Source organism: Kitasatospora terrestris, from assembly GCF_039542905.1.
In the GTDB taxonomy this organism is placed as follows: Bacteria; Actinomycetota; Actinomycetes; order Streptomycetales; family Streptomycetaceae; genus Kitasatospora; species Kitasatospora terrestris.
The window spans coordinates 6,785,157-6,804,691 of record NZ_BAABIS010000001.1 but is presented as its reverse complement, the minus strand read 5'-3'; the positions used below and the strand labels follow the sequence as shown (position 1 = coordinate 6,804,691).

The following is a 19,535-nucleotide window of genomic DNA, read 5'->3' as shown; positions in this document are numbered from 1 at the left end:
TCTCGTACTTACGCACGGGATCCCTACACTTGGCCGCCGATGGGTGCGATGATCCGCACCGCAAGGATTTTCGTCAGCTATGTAGGAGACACGGCCGGTGGTCACCAGCGAACAGCGGCGGCGGCAGCTCGCCCGCGAGAAGTACGAGCGCCAGACGGAGCGCCGGGCGCAGGCCGCGAAGAAGCGCAAGCAGCGCAACGCGATCACCGGCGGCGTGCTCGCCCTCGTGGTCGTCGCGGGCGTCACCGCCGCGGCGACGGGCGTCTTCTCCTCCGACGGCAAGAAGGACTCGGGCGCGCAGGCCGCCCCGACCGCGGCGGTCACCCCGGTCAAGGGCTGCTCCGCCCCGGCCGCCGGCCAGCCGAACGGCAAGCAGTGGCAGACCGAGCCGGCGATGTCGATCGACGCCAAGGCGACCTACACCGCGACGCTGGACACCAGCTGCGGCAAGATCACCGTCCAGCTGGACGCCGCCAAGGCCCCGCACACGGTCAACAGCTTCGCCTTCCTCTCCGGCGAGCAGTACTTCGACCACACCAAGTGCCACCGCCTGACCACCGAGGGCATCTACGTCCTGCAGTGCGGCGACCCGCAGGGCACCGGCATGGGCTCCCCCGGCTACAAGTTCGCCGACGAGAACCTGACCGGCGCGACCTACCCGGCCGGCACCCTGGCGATGGCCAACTCCGGCCCGGGCACCAACGGCAGCCAGTTCTTCCTGGTCTACAAGGACACCCAGCTGCCGCCCAGCTACACCCCGTTCGGCAAGATCACCGGCGGCATGGACGTGCTGCAGAACATCGCCGCCGGCGGTGTCCAGGGCGGTGGCGGCGACGGCGCCCCGGTCGCCAACGTGGCGCTCAACGCGGTCACCATCGCCAAGGGCTGAGCCACCGGCTCAGCGCCGCGCGAAATTCGACCAGCGCCGGATGCGGACAGCACCGGCGCTGGTCGCCTATGTTGCTGTTGTATAGGGTGCCCAGACCGTCGGCCGTCACCCTCGGCACAACAACCACGACGGCTCGGACGGCGGGCTCCATCGGTCCGCCGCACATCAACTGTGGACGACGTCCGCGATCCCGCGGGACCGGACGTCATGTGGAGGAGGCGCTGTGAGCAGCGATCCGTGGGGCCGTGTCGACGAGCAGGGGAACGTCTACGTCAGGACGGCCGAGGGCGAACGCCTCGTCGGCTCCTGGCAGGCGGGCTCGCCCGAGGAGGCCCTCGCCTACTTCGAGCGCAAGTACCAGGGCCTGGAGGCCGAGATCGGCCTGCTGGAGCACCGGGTCCGCAAGACGGACCTGGCCGCCAAGGAGGCGCACACCGCGCTCGAGCACCTGCGCGCGCAGGTGGTCGAGGCCCACGCGGTCGGCGACCTGGACGCGCTCGCCAAGCGCCTCGACACCCTGAACGGCGAGATCGACTCCCGTCAGAACGAGCGCAAGGCCGCCCGCGCCAAGGCCCAGGAGGAGACCCGCGCCGCGAAGGAGGCGCTGGTCGCCGAGGCCGAGCAGCTGGCCGAGTCCCAGCAGTGGCGGGAGGCCGGCGACCGGCTGCGCGCCCTGGTGGACAGCTGGAAGGCCATGCCGCGCCTCGACCGCAAGAGCGACGACGAGCTGTGGCACCGCTTCTCGCACGCCCGCTCGGTGTTCTCCAAGCACCGCAAGGCGCACTTCGCCGCGCTCGACTCCGAGCGCGACCAGGCCCGCGCGGTCAAGGAGAAGCTGGTCGCCGAGGCCGAGGCGCTCTCCGACTCGACCGACTGGGGCGCCACCGCCGCCGAGTACCGCGACCTGATGACGCAGTGGAAGGCCGCCGGCCGCGCCCAGCGCGACGCCGAGGAAGAGCTGTGGGCCCGCTTCCGCGGTGCCCAGGACGTCTTCTTCCAGGCCCGTTCCGCCGCGTTCAGCGAGCGCGACGCCGAGCAGGGCGAGAACCAGAAGGCCAAGGAGGCCCTGCTGGTCGAGGCCGAGGCGCTGCTGCCGATCTCCGACCTGAAGGCCGCCAAGGCCGCGCTGCGCGAGATCAACGAGCGCTGGGAGGCGATCGGCCACGTCCCGCGCGACGCCCGGCCGAAGCTGGACGGGCGGCTCAACACCGTCGAGCGCGCGATCCGCGAGGCCGAGGACGCCGAGTGGCAGCGCACCAACCCCGAGGCCAAGGCCCGCGCCGCCGGCATGACCGGCCTGCTCCAGGCCGCCGTGGACAAGCTCCAGGGCGACCTCGACAAGGCCCGCGCGGCGGGCAACGCGAGCAAGGTCGCCAAGCTGGAGTCCGAGCTGGCGGGCCGCAAGGCCCTGCTCGACCAGGCGCAGAAGTCCCTCGAGGAGTTCTCCGGCTGACGGCGGTCGCGGCCCGCGAGGGGCGCGGGGGCCGGAGACGGCCCCCGCGCCCCTCGCGCGTTCCGCTAGCGGGTCCAGGCCACCAGCTCGTCGAAGGCCGCGACGAAGTCCTGCTGCATCGGCCGGGTCCCGGCCGGGTCCAGCGCCACCAGCCCGTCGGTGTGGGTGCCGCCCTCGATCCGGTGGTACCGGTGCAGCGGCCCGCGTCGCGGACCATCGCGTCGTAGACGTCGCCGCTCCGGGTGCCGGGCTGCCGGGTCGTCATGCTGACCACCTTCGACGACCGGGCGTACGTGGCGGGCGCGCTGCGCGCCGGCGCCGTCGGCTACCTGCTGAAGAACCTCCCGGCCGCCGAGCTCGCCCACGCCGTCCGGCTGGCCCGCGCCGGGGTCGCCCAGCTCGACGCCGGCGTCCTGGCCGGGCTGGCCGAGGCCCCGGCCGCCGCCCCCGCCGAGCTGACCGGCCGCGAACGCGAGGCCCTGCGGATGGTCTCCTCCGGCGCGACCAACCGCGAGATCGCCGCCCGGCTGTACGTCAGCGAGGGCACGGTGAAGAACCACGTCTCGCGGATCCTCGACCGGCTGGGCCTGCGCGACCGCACCCAGGCCGCGCTGTACGCCCGCGACCACGGCCTGCTCTGAGCCGGGCGGCCGGTCAGACGGTCGTGGGGCCGCCGCCCGAGCCGGTCCTCCGCCGCAGCTCGTCCAGGTCGACCGACCGGTCCGGCGGCGGGGCGGCGGCCGGGACCGGCACGCCGAAGTCGGTGAAGTCGATGCCGCCCACCTCCGGGCCGGTGGCCTTCTCCAGCCGCAGCGGGTACGGGCGGCCCTCGGTGGCGACGTACAGGGTGCCGGGCTCGCCCTCGTTGCGGCCGGTCACGGTGACCGCGGGGATGCCGCGCAGCGTGGTGCGCGGGCCCTTGGCCACGTCGACGGCGTTGCGGCCGATCGAGTCGGCGAGGTCGTCGAGGTCGCAGAGCGAGGCGACGTCGGCGAAGTCGGCGTCGTCGGCGGTGGTCCTCAGGTAGCGGTCGCCGACCAGGTCGGAGACGGCCGAGCCGCCGTGGGTGGCCCAGAACGCCGCGTCCGGCTTGATCCACAGGTCGTTGCCGATCTTGACCAGGGCGAAGCCGCCGTCCGGGCCGAGGGTCATGGTGCCGGCGCAGTTGGCGCCGGTGTCCAGCGCCAGGTCGAGGCCGATCTGCTCGCCCTCGCTGGTGAGCGACCCGGCCGCGCGGGCCGAGCGGCCCTCCTTGAGCGCCTGGACGGACCGGCCGACCAGCTGCTGCGCCGAGAGTTCGGCGACCCCGTTCTCACCGGTCGGGTTCGGGGCGGGGGCGGCCGCCTGTTCGGTGCTCTCCCCGCACCCGGCGGCGCCCAGCAGCGCGCAGCCCGCCAGTGCGAGGGTGCCCAGTATCCTGCCGCTGCCCACGGAACCTCCTCGGTGTGCGCCCGCCCCCGTCCGGCCAGTGTCGGCGGGACGGGGGCGGGGCGCACTCCGGGCTGGGCTACTTGCGGGCGGAGGTCACCCGGTACACGTCGTAGACGCCCTCGACCCCGCGGACGGCCTTGAGGACGTGGCCGAGGTGCTTGGGGTCGCCCATCTCGAAGGTGAAGCGGCTCATCGCCACCCGGTCGCGCGAGGTCTGCACGGCCGCCGAGAGGATGTTGACGTGCTGGTCGGACAGCACCCGGGTGACGTCCGAGAGCAGCCGGGAGCGGTCCAGCGCCTCGACCTGGATGGCGACCAGGAAGACCGAGGACTGGGTGGCCGCCCACTCGACCTCGATCATGCGCTCCGGCTGCTCCTTCAGGGACTCCACGTTGACGCAGTCGGCGCGGTGCACCGAGACGCCGTTGCCACGGGTGACGAAGCCGACGATCGGGTCGCCGGGCACCGGGGTGCAGCAGCGCGAGAGCTTGACCCAGAGGTCGTCCACGCCCTTGACGATCACGCCCGGGTCGCCCTTGGCCCGGCGCCGCATGGCGCGCGGCTGGTGCGGCGGGGTGGCCGTCTCGGCGAGGTCCTCGACCGCGCCCTCCTCGCCGCCCATGGCCTGGACGAGCTTCTGGACGATGTGCTGCGCGGCGACGTGGCCCTCGCCGATCGCCGCGTAGAGCGAGGAGATGTCCGGGTAGCGCATCTCGTGCGCCAGGGTGACCAGGGAGTCGCCGGTGAGGATGCGCTGGATCGGCAGGCCCTGCTTGCGCATCGCCCGGGCGATGGCCTCCTTGCCCTGCTCGATCGCCTCCTCGCGGCGCTCCTTGGAGAACCAGGCGCGGATCTTGTTGCGGGCGCGCGGCGACTTGACGAAGGTGAGCCAGTCCCGGGAGGGGCCGGCGTTCTCCGCCTTGGAGGTGAAGACCTCGACCGTGTCGCCGTTCTCCAGGGTCGACTCCAGCGGCACCAGGCGGCCGTTGACCCGGGCCCCTATGCAGCGGTAGCCGACCTCGGTGTGCACCGCGAAGGCGAAGTCCACCGGGGTGGCCTGCGCGGGCAGGGCTATCACGTCGCCCTTGGGCGTGAAGACGAAGACCTCGTTGGTGGAGAGGTCGAAGCGCAGCGACTCGAGGAACTCGCTCGGGTCCTCGGTCTCCTTCTGCCAGTCGAGCAGCTGGCGCAGCCAGGCCATCTCGTTGACCGCGTCGGCCTTGTCGTGCTTGCGGCTGGCCGCCGGGCTGTCGGTCCGGACCTTGGAGGCGCCCGCGACGGCCCGCTGCTTGTACTTCCAGTGCGCGGCGATGCCGTACTCGGCGCGGCGGTGCATGTCGAAGGTGCGGATCTGCAGCTCGACGGGCTTGCCACCGGGGCCGATCACCGTGGTGTGCAGCGACTGGTACATGTTGAACTTGGGCATCGCGATGTAGTCCTTGAACCGCCCCGGCACCGGGTTCCACCGCGCGTGGATGGTGCCCAGCGCCGCGTAGCAGTCGCGGACGGTGTCGACCAGGACCCGGATGCCCACCAGGTCGTAGATCTCGGCGAAGTCGCGGCCCCGCACGATCATCTTCTGGTAGACCGAGTAGTAGTGCTTCGGCCGACCGGTGACCTGCGCCGTGATCCGGGCGCCCCGCAGGTCTCCCTGGACCTGGTCGATCACGGTGGCCAGGTACTCGTCGCGCTTGGGGGCGCGCTCGGCGACCAGCCGGACGATCTCGTCGTACATCTTGGGGTAGAGGATCGCGAAGGCGAGGTCCTCCAGCTCCCACTTGATGGTGTTCATGCCCAGCCGGTGCGCCAGCGGGGCGTAGATCTCCAGGGTCTCGCGGGCCTTCTTCTCCTGCTTCTCCCGCTTGAGGTAGCGCATGGTGCGCATGTTGTGCAGGCGATCGGCCAGCTTGATCACCAGGACGCGCGGGTCCTTGGCCATCGCGACGACCATCTTGCGGACGGTCTCGGCCTGCGCGGCCTCGCCGAACTTGACCCGGTCGAGCTTGGTGACGCCGTCCACCAGCAGGGCGACCGAGTCGCCGAAGTCCTGGCGGAGCGTCTCCAGGCCGTAGTCGGTGTCCTCGACGGTGTCGTGCAGCAGGCCCGCCATCAGCGTCGGGGCGTCCATGCCCAGCTCGGCGAGGATGGTGGCCACGGCGAGCGGGTGGGTGATGTACGGGTCGCCGCTCTTGCGCTTCTGGCCGCGGTGCCACTTCTCGGCGACCGCGTAAGCCTTCTCGATCTCCTTGAGCAGCGCGGGGTCTGCCTTGGGGTCGTTCGCCCGGATGGTGCGGAACAGCGGCTCCAGCACCGGGTTGACCGTGGTGGAGCGCTGGCCGCCGAGTCGCGCCAGTCGGGCGCGCATGCCACCCGGCGAGGGGCGCGGCGCGGTGGTCGGCGTGGGCACAACCTCGTCCGGCAAGAACACTCCTAGAGAGAAGGGTGAACCTTCATGGTACCGACTGGTCGGCCCACCCCGCGCTCGGCACCCGCACGGCGGCGGGCCGGTCGGTTCAGACCGTGATCAGGGTCTCCAGGGGCGCGCCGCCCAGGTGCGGCACCAGGCGCTCGCGGCCGGGCAGGAAGCCGAGCTCCATCAGCACGACCACGCCGACCAGCTCGGCGCCGGCCTCCTGGACCAGGTCCAGCGAGGCGGCGATGGTGCCGCCGGTGGCCAGCACGTCGTCGACGACCAGCACCTTCTCACCCGGGGCGAAGGCGTCGCACTGCACTTCGAGGGTGGCCGAGCCGTACTCCAGGTCGTACGAGCGGGCGAAGACCGCGCCGGGCAGCTTGCCCTTCTTGCGGATCGGCACGAAGCCGAGCCCGGCGGCGAACGCCGCCGGGGCCGCGAGCACGAACCCCCGCGCCTCCAGACCGACCACCTTGGTCGCACCCAGTGCCGCGGCCCGGTCGGCGAGCGCCCGGGTCAGGGCCCCGAAGGCCTCGGCGTCCGCCAGCAGCGGAGCGATGTCCTTGAACAGGACGCCGGGCTTCGGGTAGTCGGGGACGTCCTTGATCCGGCTGTTGAGCAGCTCGGTCAGGGCGGTGTCGGTGGAGGTCACGGGGGTTCCTAGCGTCGGGGCGGGGTCAGCGCTTGCCGGACGGGCGGCCCTTGGCACGGGACCGGCTGACCGGCTGGTTACGCTGACCGACCATACCCGCCGGCAGCTCATCGTCCTCGAACTCCTCGCCGTCGGGGACGTCGCCCCGCTCGGCGGCCTCGGCCGCGGCCTTGGCGTCGGAGGCGCGGCGCAGCGCGACCTTCTTGGCCAGCGCCTTCATGTCCGGCTGCATCTCCTTGAGCTGCGCGAGCAGCGGGGTGGCGACGCAGATCGAGGAGTAGGCGCCGGCCGCGAGGCCGATGAACAGCGCGAGCGAGATGTCGTTCAGGGTGCCGGCGCCGAGCAGGCCGCCACCGATGAACAGCAGCGCGGCGACCGGGAGCAGCGCGACGACCGTGGTGTTGATGGAGCGCACCAGGGTCTGGTTGAGGCCGTGGTTGGCGGCCTCGGAGTAGGTCAGCTTGCTCTGCTTGGTCAGGCCCCGGGTGTTCTCCTTCACGGTGTCGAAGACGACGACCGTGTCGTAGAGCGAGTAGCCGAGGATGGTCAGGAAGCCGATCACGGTGCCCGGGGTGACCTCGAAGCCCACCAGGGCGTACACGCCGATGGTGATCAGGAGGTCGTGGATCAGCGCGACCAGGGCGGCCAGTGCCATCCGCCACTCGAAGGCGATCGCCAGGTAGACGGTGACCAGCACCATGAAGATCACCAGGCCGAGCAGGGCCTTCTTGGAGATCTCGTCACCCCAGCTGGGGCCGATCACCTGGGCGCTGATCTGATCCTGCGGCACGCCGAGGTCCTTGGACAGCTCCGTGGTGAAGGTGCTCGCCTCGATCGAGTTCTCGGCGCTCACCTGGATCCGGACGTCGCCCTTGTCGGTCGACTGGACCAGCGGGGTGGTCGAGTTGGTGATCTTGTTGGCGGCGTCCTGGGCCTGCGAGACCGTCAGGCCGGGCTTGTGCACGGTGTAGACCGAGCCGCCCTTGAACTCGATGCCCAGGTGCAGGCCCATGGCCAGGCCGATGGCCGCGACCAGGACGATCACACCGGAGATCGAGTACCAGATCTTGCGCTTGCCGACGAAGTCGAAGCTGACCTCGCCCTGGTAGAGCCGGTGACCGATGTTGCGCAGGGACATGGGTCAGGCCTCCTTGACGGCGGCGGGACGGCGACGGCCGCCGCGGACCGGCGGACGGGCGCCGAGGCGCTTCGGGTCCAGGCCGGACCACGGGTGGCCACTGGCGAAGAACTTGGTACGGGCGAGCAGGGTGATCAGCGGCTTGGTGAACAGGAAGATCACCACGACGTCGAGCAGGGTGGTCAGACCCAGGGTGAAGGCGAAGCCCTGCACCTTGCCGACCGAGACCAGGTACAGCACCGCGGCACACAGGAAGGACACGAAGTCCGAGACCAGGATGGTGCGGCGGGCGCGCGGCCAGGCGCGCTGCACGGCGGCCTTCAGCGGAGCGCCCTCGCGGACCTCGTCGCGGATGCGCTCGAAGTACACGATGAAGGAGTCCGCCGTGATGCCGATCGCGACGATGGCGCCGCAGACCGCGGGCAGGTTGAGCGCGAAGCCGATGCCGGCGCCCAGCAGGCTCATGATCGAGTAGGTCAGCGCCGCCGAGACGACCAGACCGGCGATCGACACCAGGCCGAGGCCGCGGTAGTAGACCAGCGAGTAGACGACCACCAGGACCATGCCGATCAGGCCGGCGATCAGGCCCGCCTTCAGCTGCTCGCCGCCGAGCTGCGGGGAGACGGTGGTGACGTCGCTCTTCACGAAGTCCAGCGGGAGGGCGCCGAAGCTCAGCACGTTGGCGAGCGACTTGGCCTCCTCCTGGCTGAACGAGCCGGAGATCTGCGCGGAGCCGCCGGTGATCGCGGTCTGCACGTACGGGTGGGAGACCACCTTGCCGTCGAGCACGATCGCGAACTGGTTGGCCGGGGTGGCCTGGGCGGCGAGCTTGCCGGTGGTCTCGGCGAACGCCTTGGAACCGGCGTCGTCGAAGTTCAGCAGGACCTGCCAGCCGCCGGCGCTCTGGGTGTCGAAGGCGGCCTGCGCCTTGGAGACGTCCGAGCCGTTCACGGCGACGCCGCCGAGCGCGAACTTGTACCAGAGGCCGCTCTCGGCGTCGTACGAGCAGGCCACCGTGTTGGCGGCGGTGTCGTTCGACTTCTGGTAGTTCAGGCGCTGCGCGGGCTGCGAGCAGTCCAGCGCGGTGAACTGCTGCTGCAGGTCGGCCGGGACGGTGCCCTGGGTCATCGCCGCCGACATGTCGGCGGCGGACGGCGCGGAGGCGGCGGCGCTCGGGGAGCCGGCGGCGGCGCTCGGCGAGGCGGCACCGGAGGCGCTCGCGGAACCCGACGCGGTCGGGTCGGCCATCAGCGCGCCGGAGACGGCGCGGCCGGCCTTGGAGGCGCTGGCGCTCGGCGAGGCGGCCTTCGAGGCGCTCGCGCTCGGGGAGCCGGCGGCCGCCGAGGCGGACGCGGAGGCGCTCGGCGAGGCGGCACCGGAGGCGGTGGCCGACGGCGACGGGGAGGCCTGGGCCTGGACACCGGTCGGGGCCAGCGCCAGCACCGGACGGAAGTAGAGCTTGGCGGTCTCGCCGACCTGCTCCACCGACGCCTGCGTGTTACCACCGTCGGGGATGTTGACGATGATGTTGCTGTCGCCCTGGGTCTGGACCTCCGCCTCGGAGACACCCATGCCGTTGACGCGCTTCTGGATGATCCCGACCGCGATGTCCATGTTGGACTTGTTGATGGCGGAGGGATCGTCCGACTTCGCGGTCAGCGTCACGCTGGTACCACCGGCGAGGTCGATTCCGAGACGCGGCGTCTTGTGGCCCGTCCCGAACATGAGGGCGACCAGCCCGACGGTCACCACCAGGATGAGCGCCAGCGCCCGTCCCGGGTAGCCGTCGCGCGGGCGCGACTTGGGTGTTGCCACCTTGCTCGTTTCTCCCTGTCCATGCCGCCGCGCATCGCGCCCTCCTCCCCCTCGCAGAGGGCGGGCGGGACCGGCGCGCGGCGGCCCTGAGGTCCTGTGGGCTTGCGGCGGGGTGCCGCAGTGGTCGGGGTTGCGCCCCGAACCGTACTACTTGCTCTCGGGAGCCTCGCCGTTGGCGGTGGCCTCGTCCGAATCGCCGGTCTTGTCGAGGCTCAGCGGCTTCTCGGCGGCGTCGTCCGCCTCCGGCTCGCTCTCCTCGAGCGGGCGGCCGTTGATGATCGCGTCGTACTCGAGGGGCTCCAGGACGGCCGCGATGGCGCCCTTGATGTAGTGGGCCACCACACCCGGGGCGATCTCGAGCTCGACGGTCTCCTCGTTGACCGCCTTCACCATGGCGTACATGCCGCCGATGGTGCGCACGCCCGATCCCGGCTGCAGCGCGGTCTGCATCTGCTGCTGCTGGGACTGGCGCTTCTTCTGGGAGCGGAACATCAGGAAGATCGCCACGAGCGGGAGGAGGAAGATAAGAAGGTTAGCCACAGCCAGGGTCCTTTACGGGCCGCCTGCCGGGCGGCCAGTGCGTGTACGTCGGCCCGTCGGGTGAGAGGGGCGGTCCGGCGGAGTCTAGGCGACCCGCACTGATCGGACAACGCCAAGCATGCCAGTGTGCCGCCGAAAGTGGCGACCCTTGGCATGCACAGTTTCTCTCAGCGCTCCTCCGCGGATCCCCACAGTTCGGCCTGGGCGGGCACCGCGCCCCGCCCCTGCTGCGGCGGCGGGGTCAGCCCCAGGTGCCGCCAGGCCGCCGCGGTCGCGATCCGGCCCCGCGGCGTCCGGGCGAGCAGGCCCTCCCGGACCAGGAACGGCTCGGCGACCTCCTCGACCGTCTCCGACTCCTCGCCCACCGCCACCGCCAGCGTCGACAGGCCCACCGGGCCGCCGCCGAACAGCTTCAGCAGCGCCTCCAGCACCGCGCGGTCCAGTCGGTCCAGACCACGGGCGTCCACCTCGTACACGTCCAGCGCCCGGGCGGCGATCTCCACGGTCACCACGCCGTCGTGCCGCACCTGGGCGAAGTCCCGCACCCGGCGCAGCAGGCGGTTGGCGATGCGCGGCGTCCCGCGCGAGCGCCCCGCGATCTCCGCCGCGCCGGCCGGGTCGATCTCCACGTCCAGCAGGTCCGCCGAGCGGTGCACCACCCGCTGCAGCTCGGCCGGCGCGTAGAACTCCATGTGCCCGGTGAACCCGAACCGGTCCCGCAGCGGGGGCGGCAGCAGGCCCGCCCGGGTGGTCGCCCCGACCAGGGTGAACGGCGGCAGCTCCAGCGGGATGGCGGTCGCCCCCGGCCCCTTGCCGACGATCACGTCGACCCGGAAGTCCTCCATCGCCATGTAGAGCATCTCCTCGGCGGGCCGCGACATCCGGTGGATCTCGTCGAGGAACAGCACCTCGCCCTCGGTGAGCGAGGAGAGGATCGCCGCCAGGTCGCCGGCGTGCTGGATCGCCGGGCCGGAGGTGATCCGGATCGGGGCGTTCAGCTCCGCAGCGATGATCATCGACAGCGTGGTCTTGCCCAGCCCGGGCGGGCCGCTGAGCAGCACGTGGTCCGGCGCCGTGCCGCGCTGGCGGGCCGCCTGCAGCACCAGCGACAGCTGCTCGCGGACCCGCTCCTGCCCGATGAACTCGTCCAGCAGCTTCGGCCGCAGCGCCGCCTCCACCGCCTGGTCCTCACCGTCGGCGGACGCCGCCACGATGCGGTCGGCGGGGTCGGACTCGTACGGGCTCATCGGGAACCGCTCCATTTGTCGACAGGGGGACAGATCGTCAGGGAGATTCAGCGGGCCTTGTTCAGACCGCGCAGCGCCAGCCGCAGCAGGACGCCGACGTCCGGCGCCGACTGCGACTCCGCCTCCGGCGCGACCGCGGCGACCGCGTCGTCCGCCTCGCGCGGGGCGTAGCCGAGGCCGACCAGGGCGGCGTGCAACTGCTCGTGCCACGGCGCCGGGCCGGACGCCACCGGCTTCTGCGCCGGCACCGTCCCGTGCGGGGCGCCGAGCTTGTCCTTATACTCCAGCAGCAGCTTCGCCGCCTTCGCCTTGCCGATGCCCGGCACCGCGATCAGCGCCTTCTCGTCCCCGGACGCGACCGCGACCCGCAGTGCCTCCGGGCTGTGCACGCCCAGCATCGCCTGCGCCAGCTTCGGCCCCACACCGGGCGCCGCCTGCAGCACCTCGAACGTCGCCCGCTCGTCGTCGTCCGCGAACCCGAACAGCGTCAGCGAGTCCTCCCGCACCACCAGCGACGTCGCCAGCCGCACCGGCTCCCCCACCCGGAGCCCGGCCAGCGTGGTGGGCGTGCACAGCACCGCCATCCCGACGCCCCCGACCTCGACGACGGCGACTCCGCCCGCAATGGCCGCGACCGGCCCCTGCACAAAGGCAATCAACGTAGAACCCTTTCGCTGAACAGATGCCCGATCAGGGGCGCGGCCGACCATGGACCCAGCTCGTACCGGGCCGGGCGCGCCCCTGGTGGCCGGCCGTGAGCGCTGCCTCGATCCGCGTCTTCGCCCCGCCGCGCCAGATGTGGCAGATGGCCAGCGCCAGCGCGTCCGCCGCGTCGGCGGGCTTGGGCGGCGCGTCCAGCCGCAGCAGCCGGGTCACCATCGCCGTCACCTGCGCCTTGTCGGCCCGCCCGGATCCGGTGACGGCCGCCTTGACCTCGCTCGGCGTGTGCAGGGTGACCGGTATCCCCCGCCGGGTGGCGCAGAGCATGGCGACGGCCGAGGCCTGCGCCGTGCCCATCACCGTCCGGACGTTGTGCTGCGCGAAGACCCGCTCGACCGCGACCAGCTCGGGTCGGTGCTCGTCGAACCAGCGCTCCAGGCCCTGCTCGATCTGCAGCAGCCGCTGCCCGATCTCGGCGTCCGCCGGAGTCCGGACCACGCCCACGCCGACCATCCGCAGCGGCCGCCCGGGTGCGCCGTCGACCACGCCGACTCCGCACCTGGTCAGCCCAGGGTCCACGCCCAGCACCCGCACCATGTGGCCTCGCCTCTCGTCCGACTGCGAAGGCTACCCGTCGGGTCGGACAACCGGCCGAACGACACCGGCCCGGTGCTCCCCGAGGGGAGCACCGGGCCGGGCGGTACGGCGTCTCACTCGGCGTCGAGCTGCGCACCGACCTCGTCGCTGATGTCGAAGTTGGCGAAGACGTTCTGCACGTCGTCGCTGTCCTCGAGGGCGTCGATCAGCTTCAGGATCTTGCGGGCGCCGTCGACGTCCAGCTCGACCTGCATGCTGGGGACGAAGTTGGCGTCGGCCGAGTCGTAGTCGATGCCGGCATCGACCAGGGCGGTGCGGACCGGGACCATGTCGGTGGCCTCGGAGATGATCTCGAAGGACTCGCCGAGGTCGTTGACCTCCTCCGCGCCCGCGTCCAGGACGACCTCGAAGAGCTTGTCCTCGTCCACGCCGTCCGCCTTGGGGACGATCACGACGCCCTTGCGGTTGAAGAGGTACGAGACCGAGCCCGGGTCGGCCATCGAGCCGCCGTTGCGGGTCATGGCGACGCGCACGTCGGAGGCGGCGCGGTTGCGGTTGTCGGTGAGGCACTCGATCAGCACGGCGACGCCGTTCGGGCCGTAGCCCTCGTACATGATGGTGGAGTAGTCCGCGCCACCGGCCTCGGCACCGGAACCGCGCTTGACGGCGCGGTTGATGTTGTCGATCGGGACGGAGCTCTTCTTCGCCTTCTGGATGGCGTCGTAGAGGGTCGGGTTGCCGGCCGGGTCGCCGCCGCCGGTGCGCGCCGCCACCTCGATGTTCTTGATCATCTTGGCGAAGAGCTTGCCGCGCTTGGCGTCGATCACGGCCTTCTTGTGCTTGGTGGTAGCCCACTTAGAGTGGCCGGACATCGCCAGCTCCTTTACGTCGCCAAAAGGGAATTGAACAGAAGAGATCTTACCGGTGACCCTCAGGAACCACTGACCATGCGCACGAAGTACTCGTGCACCCGGTGGTCGCCGGTCAGCTCGGGGTGGAACGAGGTGGCGAGCAGGTTGCCCTGGCGGACCGCGACGATCCGGCTGTCCGGGCCGTCGGCCGCCGGCAGCTCGGCGAGCACCTGGACGCCGGCGCCGACCGCCTCGACCCAGGGGGCGCGGATGAACACGCCGTTGACCGGGCCGCCCTCGAGTCCCTCGAACGGGATCGAGGTCTCGAAGGACTCGTTCTGCCGGCCGAAGGCGTTGCGGCGCACGGTCATGTCGATGCCGCCGACGGTCTCCTGGTCGTCCCGGCCGTCGAGGATCTTGTCGGCCAGCATGATCATGCCCGCGCAGGTGCCGTAGACCGGCATCCCGGCGGCGACCCGCTCGCGCAGCGGGTCCATCAGGCCGAAGAGGACGGCCAGCTTGGAGATGGTGGTCGACTCGCCGCCCGGCATCACCAGGGCGTCGACCTCGGCCAGCTCCTCGGGCCGGCGCACCTGCCGCGCGACGGCGTCGGCGGCGGCCAGCGCCACCAGGTGCTCGCGGACATCGCCCTGCAGGGCCAGGACGCCGATGACGGGGGTGCTCACTGCTTACCTCTTCGGTTGGATCGGGGTCGTACGTGACGCGGCCCGCCGCGCGCCCGGGGCGCTGCGGCGGGCCGACGGGGCGGAGCGATTACCAGCCGCGGTTGGCGTAGCGCTCGGTCTCCGGCAGGGTGTCGCAGTTGATGCCGACCATGGCCTCGCCCAGGTTGCGGGAGGCGTCGGCGATGATCTTCGGGTCGTCGAAGAAGGTGGTGGCCTTCACGATGGCGGCGGCGCGCTTGGCCGGGTCGCCGGACTTGAAGATGCCGGAGCCGACGAACACGCCCTCGGCGCCGAGCTGGCGCATCAGGGCGGCGTCGGCCGGGGTGGCGACGCCACCGGCGGAGAACAGCACGACCGGCAGCTTGCCGAGCTCGGCGACCTCGCGGACCAGCTCGTACGGGGCGCGCAGCTCCTTGGCGGCGGCGTACAGCTCGTTGTTGTCGAAGCCGCGCAGCTTGGCGATTTCGTTCTTGATCTGGCGCAGGTGGCGGACCGCCTCGACGACGTTGCCGGTGCCGGCCTCGCCCTTCGAGCGGATCATGGCCGCGCCCTCGGCGATGCGGCGCAGGGCCTCGCCCAGGTTGGTGGCGCCACAGACGAAGGGGGTGGTGAAGGCCCACTTGTCGGAGTGGTTGACCTCGTCGGCCGGGGTGAGCACCTCGGACTCGTCGATGTAGTCGACACCGAGCGACTGGAGGACCTGGGCCTCGACGAAGTGGCCGATGCGCGACTTGGCCATGACCGGGATGGAGACCGCGGCGATGATCTCCTCGATCATGTTCGGGTCGGACATCCGGGCCACGCCGCCGTCCTTGCGGATGTCCGCGGGGACCCGCTCCAGCGCCATGACGGCGACCGCACCGGCGTCCTCGGCGATCTTCGCCTGCTCGGCGTTGACCACGTCCATGATCACACCGCCCTTGAGCTGCTCGGCCATGCCGCGCTTGACGCGGGCGGTGCCGATCTGCGGCTGGTCTGCGGTGATGGGGGTGGTGGACACGTGAGACCTCACTCGAAGATGAACCAGTGCTATCGCCCTATCGTAGGCCCGAAACGGTGCTTACCCATGCTCCATCCGGTCCAGACAGGCGCTCCGCATACGACAAACAGGCAACAGAATCCTACGCGGGAGCACCCTCCGGAGTGAGCGCCGCCGGGGGTTCGTCGTCCATCTCGAAAGCCATCGGGAACGGCGCCCGGCCCGCAAGTCGGAAATAGCGGACCAAACGGTGCTCGCGCACCGCGCGCGCCGCCCGGACCGCGTCGTTGTGGAACCTGCGGGCCATCGGCACCCGGCGCACCGCCGCCGTGAGATCCTTCACAGCCTCCGCGCCACCGGGCGCCTCCAGCAGCGCCGTCACCTGCTCCGGCTGCTCCAGCACCGCGCGCAGCGCCAGGCTCAGCGCGCTCTCCGCCACCTCGCGGTGCTCGTCCTCGCTCTGCCGGGCAGCGTGCGCCGCCTCGTACAGCAGGATCGACGCCGCCGGGTCCAGCAGCGAGGAGGTGGCCAGCTCCATCGCCACCGACGCCCGGCGCACCAGCTGCGCGTCCAGCGAGGCCTTCGCCGCGTCGATCCGGGCGTGCAGCCGGTCGAGCCGGCCCGCCGTCCAGCTGAGGTAGACGGCGAACAGCACGACGGCCGCGATGGCCCAGATCCAGGTACTCACGGGGCGTTACGGTACCGGGTCGCTCAGGGCGCCAGGACCGTGCCGCGGTAGCAGTCGCGGTCGATGTCCTTGATGTCCACGGCCGCGTCAACCGGCGCCGACCGGTCGCCCAGGTGCGCCGGCAGCTCGGCGAGCACCGCCTCGCTCAGCGCCGCCTTCGCCTCGGGCGACCGGCCGGGGAAGATCTGGAACTGCACGAAGACCAGCGCGTACGTGTCGGCGTCCACCCCCACCACCGGCTCCTCCACCCGCCGGAAGCGCACCTTGCAGCTCTCGGGCCTGGCGTCGATCAGCTCCACCGCGAGCCGGTTCAGCGCGAGCCCGAAGGCCCGCCGGTCGAAGGAGTCGGCGAGCCGCTCGGAGTAGTCAACGGAGATCTGAGGCATGGGCCCCACCCTACGGGGCGGTCGCGGGGTCGTGGCCGGTGGTCGCCCGCAGGAAGGCGTGCAGCGCCCCGATCACGTCCTCCCGGGTGCGGCGGCCCGCCAGGATCTCCATCTGGAAGCCGTCCTCCATCGCCACCAGGCTCGCGGCGAGCAGCCGGGGCGACTCGGCGAGCGCGAAGTGGCCCTGGGCCTGGCCGAGCACCAGCACCCCGTAGTAGACCGCGACCTGCCGTTCGGTGAGCGCACTGTCCAGCGCGGCCGCCTTCGGGTCGCGCAGGCTGCGCGGCCAGTACTCGAAGAGCAGTCGGGGCAGCAGGTCGTCCGGCCCGGTGGCGACGCCCGAGTCCACGCAGACCCGCAGCCGCTCCCGGGCGTCCGGCAGCGCCTCGACGGCCGCCTCGCGGGCCCGGCAGAAGCGCTCGATCGCCTGCTGGAAGGTCTCGTACATCAGCTCGTCGAGGTCGCCGTAGTAGTACAGCACCGCGGCGGGCGTGATCCCGGCCTCCTCGGCGACGTCCTTCAGCCGCAGGCCCTCCAGGCCGCGCCGCAGCAGGGCGCGCTGCGCCGCCTCGCCGAGCGCGGCCCGTCGGCCCTCCTGATCCTTGCGCCTGCCCATCGGCGACCTCCGTCCGGCTGAACTTGACCGTAACGATACCCCAGCAGCTCTTGACGCCCAGGAGGACCTTTTCTTAAATCAGCGTTTAAGAAATTGCCTGCTACCTCCGGAGCACCCCATGACCATCGGCACGAGACTCGACGACCCACCCACAGGCACCGGCGGCAAGGGACTGCGGCGCGACTCCGTGGGCCTGCTCGGCGCCGTCGCCCTCGGCCTGTCGTCGGTCGCCCCGACGTACTCGATCGCCGTGACGCTGGGCCTCGTCACCGTGGTGTCGGGCACCACCGCTCCCTCGGCCCTGCTGCTGGGCTTCGTCCCGATCCTGCTCACCGCCTTCGCCTTCCGGGAGCTCAACCGGGAGATGCCGGACTGCGGCACCACGTTCGTGTGGACCACCCGGGTCTTCGGGCCGTTCGCCGGCTGGGTGTCCGGCGGCTGGGTGGTCCAGTTCGCCACCGTGCTCGCCATGACCGCCCTGGCCCAGGTCGGCGCGGCCCACCTGCTCGACCTGGTCGGCGCAGGCCCGCTCGCCGACAGCCCGCTCGCCGTCACCGTGACGGCGGTCCTGCTGCTGGCCGGCGCGACCCTGCTGGCCCGGCGCGGGCTCCAGCTCGCCGCCGCGGTGCAGTACGCGCTGCTGGGCCTCCAACTGCTGGCCCTGGCCGCCTTCGGGGTCGCCGCCCTCGGCGCCGACGGTGCCGCCGCGCCCTCGCTCTCCTGGCTCGACCCGCGCGGCTTCGACGGCTTCGGCCCGTTCGCCGAGGCGGTCGTGCTCTGCCTGTACATCTACTGGGGCTGGGACGCCCTGATCACCGCCAACGAGGAGACCCGGGACAGCGCCCGCACCCCCGGCCGGGCCGCCGTGATCTCCACCCTGGTGCTGCTCGCCACCTACCTCTTCACCGCCTTCGCGGCCATTTCCTACGCGGGCACCGGAACCGCGGGCCTCGGCCTCGGCAATCCGGACAACGCCGCGGACGTGCTCGCCGGACTGGCGCCCTCCGTCCTCGGCGGCGCGGCGGCCGAGGTCGTCCGGCTCGCGGTCTGCGTCTCCGCCGTCGCGGCACTGCTCACCTGCCTGGTCGGCAGCTCCCGGGCCACCCTGTCGATGGCCGGACACGGGGCGCTGCCCGCCCGCTTCGCCCGGATCCACCCCCGGCACGGCACCCCGGCCTTCGGGACGGCCGTCTTCGGGGTGCTCGCCGCCGTGCTGCTGACCGTACTCACGGCGGTGTCCGCCGACTTCCTCGGCGACGCCGTCCTCTCGATCGGCCTGCTGATCGCCTTCTACTACGGCGTCACCGGCCTGGCCTGCGCCTGGTACTTCCGGCGGCGGCTCCACCGCTCCGCCCGCGACCTGCTGCTCTGCGGCGTCCTGCCGCTGGCGGGCGGCCTGATGATGATCGCCGCCTTCGTCCGGACCGCGGCCGACACCTACGACCCCGGCTACGGCACCACCTCGGTCGGCGGTGTCGGCGGCGTGTTCCTGCTCGGCATCGGCTCGATCGTGCTCGGCGCCCTCGCCGCCGCCGCGGCCCGCCTCCGCTTCCCCCGCTTCTTCCGCGACGGCCGCACCGCCGTCGTCGCCGCCCCCGTCACCGACCCCGCCCCGGAGGACTGATCCCGATGCGCACCCTCGCCGTCGCCGCCCTGCAGACCACCCCCGTCCCGTACGACCTGGAGGCCACCTGGCAGCGCTTCGCCGACCGGGTCCGGGCCACCCGGGACACCTTCCCGCACGTCCAGCTGGTGGTCGTCCCCGAGCTGATGCTCGCCGCCGAGGCACCGCTGCTCCAGGCCCGCGCCGCGTGGGCGGCCGAGGCCGCCGTCAGCATCCCCGGCCCGCTCACCGATCGGATCTGCGCGCTCGCCCGGGAGACCGGGCTGTGGCTGGTCCCCGGCAGCCTGTACGAGCGCACCGCCGAAGGCCTGATCCACAACACCGCCGTCGCGGTCTCCCCGGAGGGCGAGATCGCCGCCGCGTACCGCAAGGTGTTCCCCTGGCAGCCGTACGAGACCACCGAGCCCGGCACCGGGTTCACCGTCTTCGACCTTCCCGGGATCGGCCGGGCCGGGCTCGCCGTCTGCTACGACGGCTCGTTCCCGGAGACCGCCCGGCAGCTCGGCTGGCTCGGCGCCGAGGTCATGATCCAGCCGACCCTGACCACCACCCGCGACCGCGAGATGGAGCTGGTCTGCGCCCGCGCCAACGCCTGGACCAACCAGCTCTACGTGGTCAACCTCAACGCCGCCGACCCGGCCGGCGTCGGCCAGAGCGCGATCGTCGACCCCGAGGGCATCGTCCGCCAGCAGGCCGGCACCGGGGAGGAGATCCTGGTGGACGTGCTCGACCTGGACGCCGTGAGCCGGGTCCGCACCTACGGCAGCGCCGGGATCAACCGTCCCTGGGCGCAGCTCGACCGCTACGGCCACAGGATCGAACTCCCGGCCTACGGCGGCACCTTCCGCCCGCGCCCGGCCTGACCGCCCG

General features: G+C 72.0%; 19 protein-coding genes and 1 pseudogene. 5 read left to right on the top strand and 15 right to left on the bottom strand.

The annotated features are described in order from the left end of the window. Window positions 1-97 precede the first annotated feature (97 nt). The 3 genes from ABEB06_RS31235 to ABEB06_RS31225 all read left to right on the top strand — a co-directional run bounded on the left by ABEB06_RS31235 (window position 98) and on the right by ABEB06_RS31225 (window position 2,983). Window positions 98-889: a peptidylprolyl isomerase gene (locus tag ABEB06_RS31235; RefSeq protein ID WP_345700256.1), complete on the top strand. Its 792-nt coding sequence runs from the start codon at window positions 98-100 to the stop codon at window positions 887-889. 223 nt (window positions 890-1,112) lie between these two features. Continuing rightward, window positions 1,113-2,342 (top strand): DUF349 domain-containing protein, encoded by a 1,230-nt coding sequence (locus ABEB06_RS31230; RefSeq protein ID WP_345700255.1) that lies wholly within the window; start codon window positions 1,113-1,115, stop codon window positions 2,340-2,342. 263 nt (window positions 2,343-2,605) lie between these two features. Beyond that, window positions 2,606-2,983 (top strand): response regulator transcription factor, encoded by a 378-nt coding sequence (locus tag ABEB06_RS31225; RefSeq protein ID WP_345700254.1) that lies wholly within the window; start codon window positions 2,606-2,608, stop codon window positions 2,981-2,983. A gap of 13 nt (window positions 2,984-2,996) precedes the next feature. Here ABEB06_RS31225 and ABEB06_RS31220 read toward each other — a convergent pair whose 3' ends face one another. The 15 genes and pseudogenes from ABEB06_RS31220 to ABEB06_RS31150 form a co-directional block, all read right to left on the bottom strand. Continuing rightward, the gene (locus ABEB06_RS31220; protein WP_345700253.1) at window positions 2,997-3,773 is read right to left on the bottom strand and encodes a hypothetical protein; all 777 of its coding nucleotides are present in this window, start codon (window positions 3,771-3,773) and stop codon (window positions 2,997-2,999) included. Window positions 3,774-3,849: 76 nt separating this feature from the next. Next, window positions 3,850-6,138, bottom strand: a pseudogene (locus ABEB06_RS31215) (RelA/SpoT family protein); the annotation flags it as partial. 148 nt (window positions 6,139-6,286) lie between these two features. Then, window positions 6,287-6,838: an adenine phosphoribosyltransferase gene (locus ABEB06_RS31210; protein ID WP_345700252.1), complete on the bottom strand. Its 552-nt coding sequence runs from the start codon at window positions 6,836-6,838 to the stop codon at window positions 6,287-6,289. A 25-nt stretch (window positions 6,839-6,863) separates the two neighbouring features. Next, window positions 6,864-7,976: a protein translocase subunit SecF gene (gene secF, locus ABEB06_RS31205; RefSeq protein ID WP_345700251.1), complete on the bottom strand. Its 1,113-nt coding sequence runs from the start codon at window positions 7,974-7,976 to the stop codon at window positions 6,864-6,866. Between the two features lie 3 nt (window positions 7,977-7,979). Beyond that, the gene (secD, locus tag ABEB06_RS31200; protein WP_425559722.1) at window positions 7,980-9,791 is read right to left on the bottom strand and encodes a protein translocase subunit SecD; all 1,812 of its coding nucleotides are present in this window, start codon (window positions 9,789-9,791) and stop codon (window positions 7,980-7,982) included. Between the two features lie 147 nt (window positions 9,792-9,938). Continuing rightward, a complete protein-coding gene (yajC, locus tag ABEB06_RS31195) occupies window positions 9,939-10,331 on the bottom strand; it encodes a preprotein translocase subunit YajC (protein ID WP_345700250.1) in 393 nt (130 codons plus the stop codon). Between the two features lie 167 nt (window positions 10,332-10,498). Continuing rightward, window positions 10,499-11,578 (bottom strand): Holliday junction branch migration DNA helicase RuvB, encoded by a 1,080-nt coding sequence (gene ruvB, locus ABEB06_RS31190; protein WP_345700249.1) that lies wholly within the window; start codon window positions 11,576-11,578, stop codon window positions 10,499-10,501. Between the two features lie 47 nt (window positions 11,579-11,625). Then, the gene (gene ruvA / locus ABEB06_RS31185; protein WP_345700248.1) at window positions 11,626-12,237 is read right to left on the bottom strand and encodes a Holliday junction branch migration protein RuvA; all 612 of its coding nucleotides are present in this window, start codon (window positions 12,235-12,237) and stop codon (window positions 11,626-11,628) included. 31 nt (window positions 12,238-12,268) lie between these two features. Continuing rightward, complete coding sequence (gene ruvC, locus ABEB06_RS31180) at window positions 12,269-12,832, bottom strand: crossover junction endodeoxyribonuclease RuvC (protein ID WP_345702049.1); 564 nt, start codon at window positions 12,830-12,832, stop codon at window positions 12,269-12,271. 116 nt (window positions 12,833-12,948) lie between these two features. Beyond that, complete coding sequence (locus ABEB06_RS31175; RefSeq protein ID WP_345700247.1) at window positions 12,949-13,707, bottom strand: YebC/PmpR family DNA-binding transcriptional regulator; 759 nt, start codon at window positions 13,705-13,707, stop codon at window positions 12,949-12,951. Between the two features lie 59 nt (window positions 13,708-13,766). Continuing rightward, complete coding sequence (gene pdxT / locus ABEB06_RS31170) at window positions 13,767-14,372, bottom strand: pyridoxal 5'-phosphate synthase glutaminase subunit PdxT (protein ID WP_345700246.1); 606 nt, start codon at window positions 14,370-14,372, stop codon at window positions 13,767-13,769. 88 nt (window positions 14,373-14,460) lie between these two features. Further along, window positions 14,461-15,372, bottom strand: coding sequence for a pyridoxal 5'-phosphate synthase lyase subunit PdxS (gene pdxS, locus ABEB06_RS31165; protein WP_345700245.1), 912 nt, complete (start codon window positions 15,370-15,372; stop codon window positions 14,461-14,463). A gap of 121 nt (window positions 15,373-15,493) precedes the next feature. Continuing rightward, window positions 15,494-16,039, bottom strand: coding sequence for a hypothetical protein (locus tag ABEB06_RS31160; RefSeq protein ID WP_345700244.1), 546 nt, complete (start codon window positions 16,037-16,039; stop codon window positions 15,494-15,496). A gap of 23 nt (window positions 16,040-16,062) precedes the next feature. Further along, window positions 16,063-16,425: a 5-carboxymethyl-2-hydroxymuconate Delta-isomerase gene (locus tag ABEB06_RS31155; protein WP_345700243.1), complete on the bottom strand. Its 363-nt coding sequence runs from the start codon at window positions 16,423-16,425 to the stop codon at window positions 16,063-16,065. A 10-nt stretch (window positions 16,426-16,435) separates the two neighbouring features. Further along, on the bottom strand, window positions 16,436-17,041 hold the full coding sequence (locus ABEB06_RS31150) for a TetR/AcrR family transcriptional regulator (protein WP_345700242.1): 606 nt from the start codon (window positions 17,039-17,041) through the stop codon (window positions 16,436-16,438). A gap of 118 nt (window positions 17,042-17,159) precedes the next feature. On the opposite strand from ABEB06_RS31150, the gene ABEB06_RS31145 reads away from it, so the two are divergent. Both ABEB06_RS31145 and ABEB06_RS31140 read left to right on the top strand, forming a co-directional pair. Next, window positions 17,160-18,665, top strand: a complete 1,506-nt coding sequence (locus tag ABEB06_RS31145) for an APC family permease (protein WP_345700241.1) — start codon at window positions 17,160-17,162, stop codon at window positions 18,663-18,665. Window positions 18,666-18,670: 5 nt separating this feature from the next. Beyond that, entirely contained in the window at window positions 18,671-19,528 is an 858-nt protein-coding gene (locus ABEB06_RS31140) for a carbon-nitrogen hydrolase family protein (protein WP_345700240.1), read from the top strand. Window positions 19,529-19,535 lie beyond the last annotated feature (7 nt).